Origin of the sequence: Bradyrhizobium sp. S69, from assembly GCF_009766005.1 — a bacterium.
Taxonomy (GTDB): Bacteria; Pseudomonadota; Alphaproteobacteria; order Rhizobiales; family Xanthobacteraceae; genus Bradyrhizobium.
The window spans coordinates 38,592-50,616 of record NZ_LMUK01000012.1; the positions used below are offsets into that span (position 1 = coordinate 38,592).

Annotated in this window: 9 protein-coding genes and 1 tRNA gene; 7 read left to right on the plus strand and 3 right to left on the minus strand. The window is 60.9% G+C overall.

Annotation, left to right across the window (positions count from 1 at the left end; translation table 11 throughout):
* Window positions 1–188 precede the first annotated feature (188 nt).
* Window positions 189–265 (plus strand) — tRNA-Met (locus GSQ88_RS04400).
* A gap of 644 nt (window positions 266–909) precedes the next feature.
* Here the strand turns inward: GSQ88_RS04400 and GSQ88_RS04405 are convergent.
* Complete coding sequence (locus GSQ88_RS04405) at window positions 910–1,416, minus strand: helix-turn-helix transcriptional regulator (RefSeq protein ID WP_159006173.1); 507 nt, start codon at window positions 1,414–1,416, stop codon at window positions 910–912.
* Window positions 1,417–1,444: 28 nt separating this feature from the next.
* Window positions 1,445–4,501, minus strand: coding sequence for an AAA family ATPase (locus GSQ88_RS04410; protein ID WP_159006174.1), 3,057 nt, complete (start codon window positions 4,499–4,501; stop codon window positions 1,445–1,447).
* A gap of 503 nt (window positions 4,502–5,004) precedes the next feature.
* On the opposite strand from GSQ88_RS04410, the gene GSQ88_RS04415 reads away from it, so the two are divergent.
* From GSQ88_RS04415 to GSQ88_RS04425, 3 genes are read left to right on the plus strand one after another with little or no spacing between them, the layout of a single operon-like run.
* A complete protein-coding gene (locus tag GSQ88_RS04415; protein WP_159006175.1) occupies window positions 5,005–5,193 on the plus strand; it encodes a hypothetical protein in 189 nt (62 codons plus the stop codon).
* A 46-nt stretch (window positions 5,194–5,239) separates the two neighbouring features.
* Window positions 5,240–5,968, plus strand: coding sequence for a sulfite exporter TauE/SafE family protein (locus GSQ88_RS04420; RefSeq protein ID WP_159006176.1), 729 nt, complete (start codon window positions 5,240–5,242; stop codon window positions 5,966–5,968).
* Window positions 5,859–7,694 (plus strand): sugar porter family MFS transporter, encoded by a 1,836-nt coding sequence (locus tag GSQ88_RS04425; protein WP_210253744.1) that lies wholly within the window; start codon window positions 5,859–5,861, stop codon window positions 7,692–7,694. Before GSQ88_RS04420 ends, GSQ88_RS04425 begins: the two co-directional genes overlap by 110 nt.
* 4 nt (window positions 7,695–7,698) lie before the next feature.
* On the opposite strand, the gene GSQ88_RS04430 is transcribed toward GSQ88_RS04425, so the two are convergent.
* Window positions 7,699–8,619 (minus strand): LysR family transcriptional regulator, encoded by a 921-nt coding sequence (locus tag GSQ88_RS04430; RefSeq protein WP_159006177.1) that lies wholly within the window; start codon window positions 8,617–8,619, stop codon window positions 7,699–7,701.
* Between the two features lie 154 nt (window positions 8,620–8,773).
* Between GSQ88_RS04430 and GSQ88_RS04435 the strand changes: the two genes are divergently transcribed.
* The 3 genes from GSQ88_RS04435 to GSQ88_RS04445 all read left to right on the plus strand — a co-directional run bounded on the left by GSQ88_RS04435 (window position 8,774) and on the right by GSQ88_RS04445 (window position 11,900).
* Window positions 8,774–9,397 carry a UbiX family flavin prenyltransferase gene (locus GSQ88_RS04435; RefSeq protein WP_159006178.1) on the plus strand — a complete coding sequence of 208 codons (624 nt, stop codon included), beginning with the start codon at window positions 8,774–8,776 and terminating at the stop codon, window positions 9,395–9,397.
* Between the two features lie 43 nt (window positions 9,398–9,440).
* Entirely contained in the window at window positions 9,441–10,856 is a 1,416-nt protein-coding gene (locus GSQ88_RS04440) for a UbiD family decarboxylase (protein ID WP_159006179.1), read from the plus strand.
* 201 nt (window positions 10,857–11,057) lie between these two features.
* Window positions 11,058–11,900, plus strand: coding sequence for an AraC family transcriptional regulator (locus GSQ88_RS04445; protein WP_159006180.1), 843 nt, complete (start codon window positions 11,058–11,060; stop codon window positions 11,898–11,900).
* Window positions 11,901–12,025 lie beyond the last annotated feature (125 nt).

Below are 12,025 nucleotides of genomic sequence, written 5' to 3' on the forward strand. Positions count from 1 at the left end.
ATAAAATCGATAAAAGATCGCCCACAGGCCTTTCCAAAGCCATCTTGCATTGGTACATACCGCTCGCACCCAAGGGCGTTTGCCCGGGTTGCCTTCTCAGGAAGCCTCCGGACGGGATTGATCGGCGCCCCCAGGCGTTGGCGGTTCGTTTCAGCACCGGGTTTTCTGGAAGGCGTGCAACGGTTTATCGCGGGGTGGAGCAGCCCGGTAGCTCGTCAGGCTCATAACCTGAAGGTCACAGGTTCAAATCCTGTCCCCGCAACCAAGATTGACCCGGTAGATCAGGCTCAGGCCTCGTCTGCCGGGTTTTTTCGTGGGCGAAGGCCTTCACGAGACGACTGCGGCGGGTTTAATTCCCCATTGGCACTTGGCCATGATCAATCGTCGATGCGGGCGTCGCGAAAGTTGAGTGCACTGGACTGCACCCCGTAACTCCTCACCGTAACTCCGTATCCCTCGTGTCGTGCAACATTCAGGAAGATGCGGTATCGCTCAGCGCGGTCGGGCTGAGAAATGAACTGCCCTGTACGAAATACCGTATCGGGATCATGAATTGCTTGATTGGGATGGTGTACGACGAGCATTGACGGGCCGAACGTATGTTTTGAGCTAGTCTAACGAACGACCGCGTGTTTCAGGTGTGAGAAAGAGATGTGTTGCGATCGTGAGGACGCAGATACCCATCACGTAGTAGGCGATCAGAGCCGGACTACCGCGTTGGTTAAGCCATGTGGATACGGCAGGAGCCGTCCCGCCAAAAAGGGCGGCACAGACCGCATAGGGAATCCCAACACCGGTTTTCAACAAAATCGAGCCATAGCGGACGTCGCACTCGCTTTGGCCGATTTCGACTCATGACCCAAAGCGGACACATGTCAGGCAAAATCGCCTCCGGCTCAAAGCCACAGGCTATGCCGCGTCTAGGCCGAGCAACCAACGGCTCATCGTCCCAAAACCAGCCTCACCGGAAAACCTGACATCGGCGAGTTCGTCGCGCTCGAACGCATCGCGCAATTCCGTCGGAGACATGGCATAGGCATCGCGAAAGGCGCGGCTGAATACCGAGACGTTGCCAAAACCGCAGCGGGAAGCGATGGCGCCGACGCGTTGGTCGGCGTCAGCCGGGTCGATGAGCATCCGATAAGCGAGCGTGAGCCGACGCTGAAGGATGTGGTGGCTGACGCCGCCCATCGGTTCAAAGGCCCGATAAAGTTTCGCGCGCGAGATACCAAGCTGCCGGCATATGAACTCCGGCCTCAGATCCATGTTGTAAAGGTGCGCCTCGATAAAGCGCCGCAGCGCGTGCAGCGATGTGGCGGACTCGGTCCGAGCAATGGTGTCACGGCCGCTGGCCGACGATCCCGCGAAAGCGGCGATGAGTGCTTGCTGCCGTTCCTTTCGCTGCCGCGCGGCCATCGGCAGAGCTCAGCGACGGCGCTTCCGGCTAAGCGAGCCGCGAAGGCAGCGAGGTCATCGCTTCCAGTTGCGCTGTTCGCGCTGCCAACACAGCGAGCAAGCTTTTGTGCAGGCGATCCTCGGGTTCGAAATTTTGCGCGAGCCTTCGGACGGTCTCGACAAATCGCAAGCGATACGTCGCTGCCCTGTCGACGTCTCCGTACTTCGCGAAGATCTCGGCGGCCGTGCGGTACACGCGCCAGGAAGCGATCGGGAAGTCGGCATTGTCGACGATCTCGAGCGCGCGGGACAGCTGCACCTGAGCCTCCGCTGAATCACCCAAGCCAAGCGCCGTACGCGCGAGCAGTCCGTGGGCCTGGGCCAGGTGATTCAGATCTGGAGCCGATGCCACATAGTCGTGGAGCTGGCGTGCACAGCTCTGAGCCTGCGTAAAGTCGTCAACCTGCAAGTAATATTCGCCGAGGCAATGATACACCTGCGTCGCAGCGGTAAATTCGATGTCGATGCCTTCTTCAAGCCTGCGGCGCTCAATATCGTCAAATTGCCTGCGAGCTCCCGACGGATCGTTCAGGCCGACATAGGCCTTCGCAAGGACGGCCCGCTTGTGGAAATACGTCGACTGATCGCCGACCAGCAGACTATCGTCGACGCTTTCGCAGAGCTCCCGGGCTCCATCAAAATCCATCGCTTCGACGTGCAGCCACGCAAGCGTCAGCCGGCACAATGCGCTGCTGGGGCCGTTCGCGTTCCTGACGGCCAGTTCGAGGCCGGCCGTGATTTCACGGCGCAATTCGCGCCATTCGCCCAGATGAATGAGCGCGATTGATTCAAGAACGTTGAACAGAACAAAAGTGTAAACGTCGCCAGCCAAGCGCGCCAATCGCTTTCCTTCCGTGCCGGCGCGGCGGCACTCCTGGTACCGCGACCTCCAGCAATCAACGATGCCGGATATTCCATTGCGTCTGATCAAGATGCCATAGTTCGTGGCACTCGCACTCAGCTCGATCGCCCTGTCGCAGAGCGCGGCGTCCTGTTTGCGCCAGCCGTTGAGGAACAGGTTGACGCTCGCGCTGCTGCCCTGGACGAGAGCCTTGAATGTGTCGTCCGCAAGGGCCTGGCTTCGCGACAATACGTCTTCAGCGGCCTCAAGGCAGGCGTGGCGATCCACGCGCAAGCAGAGACTGCTCACAGCCGTGAGGCCGTTGAGCTGTTGCTTGATCTCGCCCGCCTGTTCGGCGCAGGCAATCATGTCTCGTAGGTCACGGATGGAGCCGACGAGGTCGCCGCACGAGCGAAGAGCCCAGCTTCGCTGCCGCAGAAGCGCGACCCGGACCGGGAATTCCTCGGCAGCATTGAAACGATCAAGTATGCCAAGCGCGCGAGTGAGATAGCTTGCGGCCTCCGCATGGCCGAGGCGTTCCGTCGAGCTCTCTGCCGCTTCCCGGAGGTAGCGCAACGCGCTCGGAAATTCGCGACCCTGCTCAAAGTGAAGTGCGAGCGCGGGCGCTATTTCAGGGGTATGGCCGGCATGCGCCTCCTCCAGCCTCTTGCCCAAGCGCTTGTGCGTTTGGGTTCGGTGCCCCGGCGACAGATTCTGGTAAATGATATTCTGATAGAGAATGTGACGGAAAGCGTAGGATCCCGAATATGTTCCATCGGGCCACTCGGAAACCCCCGAACGAACGAGGATATGATCCTTCCGGATCAACGCTTCGATGTCCCGTTCAACATCGATTGCATCATCGGACAGGCCGGCTGCAACGAGAGCGGCGGAAAAATCTTCGCCGGCAACGCTGGCGACATCGAGCAGACGTCGTTCGTTGTCGGTGAGGCGGTCGAGCTCATAACCGATCATGTTCAAGAGGCTGTCGGGAATGCGATCTCGAGCAAATGCCGCCTGCGAAGACAGGCGCCATCGGCCGTCGATTTCGACGATCGACTCCTGGTCAATGAGGTGTTGGAGCAGCGAGGCAACGAACAGAGGGTGCCCCAGCGTCCGCTCGAATACCGGCTTTGACAGGCTCGAGGCCAATTCCGCGTCGTCGAAGCGCAATGCGAGATAGCGCTCGACCTCCGAGTGCGACAATCGATCGAGGCGCAATTCGCTGCAACATCCATGAATCTCGAGATCACGATGCAGGCGACGGATCGGATGCCCGTCCGCGGCGCTGTCGGCTGGACGATAGGAGCAAAGGGCCAGCACGCGCGCCGTGCCGTTTCCGCGCGCGAAGCGAGACACCACGTCAAGCGTCGCGAAGTCGCTCCAATGCAGATCTTCGAGAACGAGGACCCACGGGCGGCCGGCGCTCAGCGCTTCCAGAAGATCGCAAAACTCCCGCAGCATCCGCTCGCGCGTCGCACCGAACACTTCATCCTGGAAGGCTGCGCGTTCCGATGCGTCGATGGCACCCGGCAATTGCAATATCCAGGTGGGCGCGTGGGCGCGAACGGCCGAAATCAGTTCCGGGCCGTTCGCCCGATAGCGGTTCACCAGCGCATCGATGAGTGGCAGGAAGACTTCGTCCGTTCCAAACCGTTCGGTGCAGCGCCCATAGAGCAGGTCGAAGCCCTGTTCCGTCAATCGCTCGATCGCCTTGGCGATGAAGGCCGTCTTGCCGATCCCGGCTTCTCCCGTGACAAAGGCCATTTGCCGTTGACCGGACAATGCGTGCCGCGTCATCCGGTCGATCGTCTCGAAGGGGGCTGTCCGGCCGACCACCAGGCTGGATATCTTCTCGACCTTCGGAGGTGCGACTGCGCTCTCGAGCTTCTTGGCTGCTTCGCGCACGGTGCCGATGAAGCGCACGCCTTTGCGCGGCAAGGTCTTGATCAGTCGCTGCGCCTCGCCGGAATCGCCTATTCCCGTGCGGGCTGCGTTGATGCGGGTCGTGAGCGCTGACTCCGAGACGATGCGGCCGCCCCAAATTGCACCGATCAGATCGTCCTTGGTCACCACCCGGGCTCGGTGCCGGATCAGATACTCGAGGAGGTCGAAAACCTGAGGTTGCAACGGAATCGGAGATCCGTCACGGCGCAATTCCCGCTGGTCGGTGTCGAGAACGAGATCGTCAAATAAATACAGCAAAACAATGCCTTCGCAGGAGGGGCGAGGTGGATATTCAACCGGCACGCGGGCCTGAAATCAAGGACACCCTTCAAAAATCAAGGAAACGATAAGGACACGTTAAGCTCGCGCTAAAGCGTGGCCCGGCGTCCCGTTCGATACTTCCAGCCGCATCCAGTCACTCACATAAGGTGTTCGTGTCATGCGCATGGAAGAAAAGGCACGGGGTCTCACTAGCGTGCTCTATGGGTTGTTGTTTCACAAGATGTTTCAGTCGATCGCGACATCCTTCGTACCGTTGTTTGACAGCAGAGCTTCAACCAGGAGTGATGCGTCATTTTCAGTGAATTCATTGGCGGCCTCCGAGAGTTCTTCTCGAAAGGAAAGCTCGCTTGGGCGCCTCCTTCAGGCGCTGCATTATTCGCGACGGCTGCAGGCAGAGTGCACCTTTCGACAGTATCGTCACCTGATCGACAATAGGTGGCACCAGTTTGACTTTCGGTCAGATGTTGGAGGACGTGACAATGTCGCTCAGTGAAAAGTCGTCCGACCGCGAACTTCAGATTTCGGCACCAAGCGAGAATTGGCTGCTGGCAACGATCGCCATCTGCTTTGTCATTCTGCACATCCTTGCGGCCACGATATTGATCTCCGCGGGCCAGAGCGACACCGGGGCAGCGCCCGAGCCGCCCGGACTGTCGTCCGGGGACTAATCGCCAGGCCGTTATTCCAGATCTTATCCACCGGGAGAGTTCGCTCATGGGCGACGTTGCGTCGTTTTGGCTGCTCAGTATCGCCGTATTTTGCGGCGGCTTCGTCTCGGGCCTCGCGGGCTTTGCCTTTTCGGCGGTGGCCGGCGCGATTCTCCTGCACGTTCTCCCACCACTGGAGGCGGTCCCGCTGATGATGGCCTGCAGCATCACCGTGCAGGCCACGAATCTTTGGGCGTTGAGAAAAAGTATCTGCTGGAAGCAGAGCTCGGTATTGGTCGGCGGCGGATTGCTTGGCGTTCCGATCGCCGTCTGGTTGCTGCAAGCTGCAGACACGCGGATATTCAGAGAGAGCTTTGGTTTCGCCATCGCCTGTTATGCAGCTTACACGTTATTCCGGCCGGTGCTTTCTCGTCGCCTGCAGATGAATGTGGGACGCAATGCATTAATCGGCTTCGGCGGCGGCTTTGTCGGCGGGTTAACGGCAATGCCGGGTGCAATACCGACCATATGGTGTGACATCCACGGCGTGCCGAAAACTGAGCAGCGCGGGCTGGTTCAGCCGTTCATTGCTGCTATGCAGATTTTCGCGCTGGTGCTGATGCTGTTACAAAATGATTTGTCTTCGAAGGTCTTGGTTGATTTCGTCGCCAGTATTCCGGCACTGCTTGCCGGCGCGGCGTTGGGGATTTTCGCTTTTCGCTCCGTCAATGAAGCGTCGTTCCGGCGGATCATTCTCACCATGTTGCTATTTTCTGGATTGCTGCTGGTCTTGTAGTTACGCCAGTCGCGCCTCTGACCGCACCGCGATGTCTCTGGGGGCGGCTATGGCGATGTCCGTAGCCAAAGTTGTTAAAACCAGAGCAGTATCAATGGATTGCTGTGGTTTTGGCGCTGGCATCGATTGCAGCAACGCTAATGACTTGCTTGCAAAAATAGCGCGCTTTCGCGCCGTCACAACACGAAGCCGAGCCCAGAAGTGCTACACTACTGTTCCAAATGCTGCGGTCACCCGTATTGGCTGCGGCGTCATCCAACGACGCCATCGGTCAACGCGCCCCATGTCGACCATCGATAGCAAGAGCCCCGCTGCGCCCGGATCACCGCCGGACGGCATCGCCATCGGCAGGATCGCGCTTGTCGCCGCGTCAGCGGCGATGGGCGGTTTCCTGTTCGGCTTCGATACCGCCGTCATCAATGGCGCGGTCGATGCCATCAAGGTGTGGTCGGGTGCGGCCTCCTGGTTGCTTGGCTTCGCGGTGGCCGGCGCTCTTCTGGGATCCGCGGTCGGTGCCTGGTTCGCAGGTCCGTTTGCTGATCGCTACGGGCGAATTGCCGTCATGGAAATCGCTGCGGCCATTTTTTTCGTAAGCTCGATCGGTACGGGTCTCGCCTGGAATATCGAGGCGTTGAGCGTATTCCGTTTTGTCGGCGGCACCGCCATCGGCGCGGCGAGCGTGATCGCGCCGGCTTATATCGCGGAGGTGTCGCCGGCTTCCTATCGGGGACGTCTTGGCTCGCTTCAGCAACTGGCGATCGTCACCGGGATATTCGTCGCGCTGCTGGGTGACTATTCATTAGCCACCGCGGCCGGCGGCGCCGAAAAACCACTATGGTTCGGGATGCAGGCCTGGCGGTGGATGTTCATCGCCGCGGCGATTCCTTCCGCCATCTATGCCTGCCTCGCCACCATGATTCCGGAATCGCCGCGCTATTTGGTGCTCAAGAAGCAACTGGCAGAAGCGGCCGAGGTGCTGCGCCGCTTCGGCGGCAATCGGTCGCCGGTCGAGCAGAAGATCCACGAGATCGAGGAAAGCGTCGGCGACGACCGGAGGCGCAGCCTGCGCGATCTGGCCGGCCCCAGCTTCGGCCTGCTCCCCGTGGTGTGGACCGGTATCCTGTTGTCGGTGTTCCAGCAATTCGTCGGCATCAATGTCATCTTCTACTATTCCGCAACCCTCTGGCATGCGGTCGGCTTCACGCAGGGCGACGCCCTGGCCATCACGGTCATCACCTCCGTGACCAATATTATCGTGACCCTGGTTGCGATTGCGCTGGTCGATCGAATAGGGCGCAAGCCACTGCTGATCATCGGTTCGCTGGGCATGGCATTGACCTTGGGCGTCATGAGCTGGATTTTCGGCACCGCGCCAACCGTGATGGTCGCGGGCATCGCCGAACCGCAGCTTGGTGCCGCGGCCGGCGTGGTCGCGGTCATTGCCGCCAACCTTTATGTGGTGTTTTTCGGCGTGAGCTGGGGGCCGGTGGTGTGGGTGCTGCTCGGTGAAATGTTCAACAATCGCATCCGCGCTTATGCGCTTGCCGTCGCCGCGGCGGCGCAATGGATCGCCAATTACATCGTCTCGCAGACCTTTCCGGCGCTCGCAGGCATCAGCCTCGGCCTCGCCTATGGCACGTATACGCTGATGGCGCTGCTGTCGTTTGTATTCGTGCTCGCGAAGGTCAAGGAGACCCGTGGACTTGAACTGGAAGAGATGATCTAGACGTTCAGCGCCGGACCAGCCGCGAGGCCGACGCTGCGGCTTGGGTCAAATCCGCGGCGATGATGTCCATCACCGCCGACATCGCGGCCGTGACGTTGCGCCTCGGATTTGTCACGGAGGCTACCGAGCGGACGATCGCCGGGTTGCGCAGCCGCCGGGCTTTGATGCGGTTCGCGGCCAGCGCCGATTGCAGCGCGATGCCGGGCAGCACGGTGAACAGATTGGTGGTCGCGACCACCTCGCAAATCGCCGACAGGGTGTCGATCTCGAGCCGGGGTTTCAGGCTGAAGCCCGCCTCGGTCGCGGCGTCGTCCAGGATGCGCCGCAGCCCGTGACGGCGCGACGGGATCACGATGTCGAGGCTTTCGATCCGGTCGAACGATACGACCTTCGGCAACGCCACTTTATTCGAGGCGCCGTAAGCCAGCATCATCTCTTCATCCAGAATATGACGCGCGGTCGGCGGCAGCCGCGGCGCCGGCGTATTGACGATGGCGATGTCGAGCTGCCCGGTCGCGACCCACTCCAGCATGGTCTCCGAATAGCCCTCGCAGACCAGAAGATGGATCTGGGGATATTTGGCGGCGATCGCAGCCGACGACACCGGCAGCGTGCTCTGCGCCGCCGAGGTGATCATTCCGATGTTGACCCGGCCCGACACCTCGCCATCGAGTTGCGCGATCTCGTCGCGGACGCGGTCGATGTCGACGATGATCGGCGCAATGCGCTGGGCCAGCGCCTCGCCGGCGGAGGTCAGCGACATGCCGCGGGAGCCGCGATAGAACAGCTTCTTGTCGAGCGACTTTTCGAGCTTTGCGATCTGCATGCTCAGCGCCGGCTGAACGATATTGAGCTGGCGCGCCGCGCGCGTGACGTTGCCCTCCTGCGCGAGGCAGAGGAAATATTGCATCTGCTTGAGATCCATGCCGCTTGCCTCATTCCCGCACCGCGATCAGCCATCATTATTGATGATGGTTTGGATAAAAATCAATTATTTGTTCTGATGTCGTCTGCCGCCTAGTTTGACCTGCTGCTGAGCGTCGCGCGTTGGGTGCGTTGCAACAGGAACCGGTGCGCCAATGAACTCCCTTGAGCCCGTTCCACGTCGCCTGATCGTCGGGATTTCCGGGGCGTCGGGGGTTATGTACGGGGTCCGGTTGCTGCAACTGCTGCGCAATGCCGGCGTCGAGACCCATCTGGTGATGTCGGCGACGGCGGAGATCACATTCGCCTACGAGACCACGCTCAAGATCGCGGATGTGAAGGCAATGGCCCACACCCACCATCGTATCGACGACATGGCGGCTTCGATTTCGAGCGGATCGTTCCGCACCGCGGGCATGATCATCGCGCCATGTTCGGTGCGTTCGATGTCCGAAATCGCGACCGGCGTCACCACGACATTGCTGACGCGGGCCGCCGACGTGACATTAAAGGAGCGGCGGCGGCTGCTGCTGATGGTGCGCGAAAGCCCGCTGCATACCGGCCATCTCAGGAACATGACGGCACTGTCTGAAATGGGCGCGATCATCGCGCCGCCGGTCCCGGCTTTTTATGCCAAGCCGGACAGCCTCGCGGACATGGTCGATCACACCGTGGGTCGCGCGCTCGATTTGTTCGATATCGACGTCGGCGTGGTCAGCCGCTGGGGCGAGCAGCCGGAGTTGCGCAGCCGCCCGGTCAAGCGTGACGAGATCTCCTGACCGGATTTGCGACGACGAATGCAAAAGCGCCACGGAGAACAGCATGGAAGCCCCTATAACGGCGCCGACGGCGGGTCACAACGCCAGTCCCGACTTGCGCAGCTGGTTGCAGCAGCTCGTTGCAACGGACAGGCTCGCGGTTGCCCGCGACGGCGTTTCGCTGATCGATGAAGTGGCGGCGGTTTCGAAAAAGCTCGAGCTGGAGCAGGCCGTGCTGTTTCCGAAGCCGGGTGGGCACCACATTCCCGTGGTGGCAAATCTGTTTGCCGATCGGAGCTGGATCGCGGATTCGCTTCAGGTTCCGACCGACCAGTTGCTAGCCCGGTTCCAGCACGCCGTTCGCCATCCGCTGCCTTGGGTCGAGGTCACCACCGCGCCGGTGCAGGAAATTGTTCATCGCGAGGTCGATCTGCTCCGGCAATTGCCGATCCCGAAACACAATGAACATGACAGCGGTCCCTATATTACCGCCGCGCTTCTGATCGCGCGCAATCCGAACACCGGCATTCAGAACGTTTCGATCCATCGCTGCCAGGTCAGCGGTCCCGACCGCATCGGTGTCCTGTTGCTGCCGCGGCATACCAAACATTATTTCCGGATGGCCGAGGAAGCCGGCGAGGCGCTGGAGATTGCGCTGGTGATCGGGGTACATCCCGCCTGCATCCTGGCGTCGCAGGCGATCGCCGCGCTCGATTGCGACGAGATGGAAATCGCCGGCGCGCTGCTCGGCCAGGCCGTCGACATGGTGAAATGCCGCACCAACCGGGTTCGCGTACCCGCGCATGCGGAGATCGTGATCGAGGGCCGCATCCTGCCAAAGATCCGCGAGCCCGAGGGTCCGTTCGGCGAGTTTCCGCAATATTACGGCCCGCGCGCCGATCGTGAAGTGATTCAGGTCGACGCCATTACGCACCGTCGTCATCCGATTTTTCACACCATCGTGGGCGGCGGGGTCGAGCATTTGCTGCTCGGAGCCATTCCGCGCGAAGCAACCCTGCTGGACCATTTGCAACGCAGCTTTCCCTCGGTGCGCGACGTGCGTCTGACCCGCGGCGGGACCTGCCGTTATCATCTGGCGGTCAAGATCGAGAAGGCCAGCGCCGGCGAGCCCAAGAACATCATCATGGGCGCATTCGGCGGCCATTATGACCTCAAGCAGGTCGTGGTGGTCGACATGGACGTCGATATCGACGATCCCCACGAAATCGAATGGGCGATTGCGACCCGGTTCCAGGCCGACCGTGACCTCATCGTGGTTTCCGGCGCCCAGGGCTCGAAGCTCGATCCGTCTTCGGCCGACGGCGTCAGCGCCAAAATGGGAATTGACGCGACCAAGCCGCTGGCAACCGAGCCGATGGAGTTCAAGCGCATCCACGTCAAGGGCGTCGAAGACGTCGATCTGGCCCACCAGCTCCGGGACGATCCGGCGGCGGCCTTTTTGCGGACGGTGACCGGATGAGCTAAGGTTGCGGTCTGTATGCTAAGAAATTACCTGCTGGAGACCGCAGGAGACTGCAAAAACTAGCTGCAAAAAAGCACACTGGCCGAAGCCAGGAGATGAAATCGGGAAACGGGATTGACGGCCGCGCGCCGAAGCCAAGCGATTGATCTATCGATCGACGGCGGGCGCGAACCGGAGATCGCTACGGGAGAGATTGCGATGTCGACAGCGCTGAGGATTGCGCACGGCGCCTTTGGCAGGGTCGCGCTTTTGGATATGGACCGGCCGCTGGTGCGCCACGCCCACCCGCACTGCCATGTGCTGCTGAAGGTGGAGGGAGCGGACACCGCGTTTGTCGTCGGCGACACGGTCTATCCGCTCACCGATGACACCGCGGTGCTGGTCAATGGCTGGCAGCCGCATTCCTACGTCCACGATCCGGTCAAGCCGCGCACGGTCATCCTGGCGCTGTATATCGAGCCGGAATGGCTGATGGCCTTTCGGCCGGGCTGGGCCGCGAGCGGCGCACCCGGCTTTTTCAGCCATCCATCCGGGGGCGTAAGCCCGCGGATTCGCAGCCTTTCGATGGATCTGGCGGCGGACATGATGGCGCGACCGCAGGCACGCGCCGCGCATGAAGTCGCATTGTCCGATTTGATGATCGCGGTGATCGAGCGTTTCACGCCGTGGCGCAGTTTCCCGGCGTCGATCCGGGAAACCAACGCCCGGTTGGGCGATTGGCGCATTCGTCGTGTCACAGCCTCGATGCGGGCCGCGACCAGGCGCGACGCCGGGCTCGATGCCTATGCCAAGGAAGCCGGATTATCGCGCGCGCATTTTTTCCGGCTGTTCGAATCCACCGTCGGTGTGCCGCCAAGGGTTTATTTGAACGTGGTGCGGATGGAGCAGGCGGTCGGCGCGGTGCTGACGCAGAGCGCGAACGTCTGCGATATCAGCGGCCAGCTCGGCTTTGCCGAGCCTGCGCATTTCACGCGGTTTTTCCGCAACCATTCCGGCGTCAGCCCCAGTGAATTCCGCAGCGTGTCGCGGTTCGCCAATTGATGCTGCGCCGCACAAGCGGACGATCAAATGAGACGGGATGGTAAGTCCTGAGATCGGCCGGTATGGCCGCTTCCGACGGAGTGGGCCGAAGATAGCTTCCTGAAAACGCGCAGGGAGTATCTTCT

Excerpts from the sequence above, each read along its gene's own strand:
- GSQ88_RS04435 (WP_159006178.1), top strand. The coding sequence starts at position 8,774 with ATGAACTCCCTTGAGCCCGTTCCACGTCGCCTGATCGTCGGGATTTCC.
- GSQ88_RS04420 (WP_159006176.1), top strand. The coding sequence starts at position 5,240 with ATGGGCGACGTTGCGTCGTTTTGGCTGCTCAGTATCGCCGTATTTTGC.
- GSQ88_RS04445 (WP_159006180.1), top strand. The coding sequence starts at position 11,058 with ATGTCGACAGCGCTGAGGATTGCGCACGGCGCCTTTGGCAGGGTCGCG.
- GSQ88_RS04405 (WP_159006173.1), bottom strand. The coding sequence starts at position 1,416 with ATGGCCGCGCGGCAGCGAAAGGAACGGCAGCAAGCACTCATCGCCGCT.
- GSQ88_RS04430 (WP_159006177.1), bottom strand. The coding sequence starts at position 8,619 with ATGGATCTCAAGCAGATGCAATATTTCCTCTGCCTCGCGCAGGAGGGC.
- GSQ88_RS04415 (WP_159006175.1), top strand. The coding sequence starts at position 5,005 with ATGTCGCTCAGTGAAAAGTCGTCCGACCGCGAACTTCAGATTTCGGCA.
- GSQ88_RS04440 (WP_159006179.1), top strand. The coding sequence starts at position 9,441 with ATGGAAGCCCCTATAACGGCGCCGACGGCGGGTCACAACGCCAGTCCC.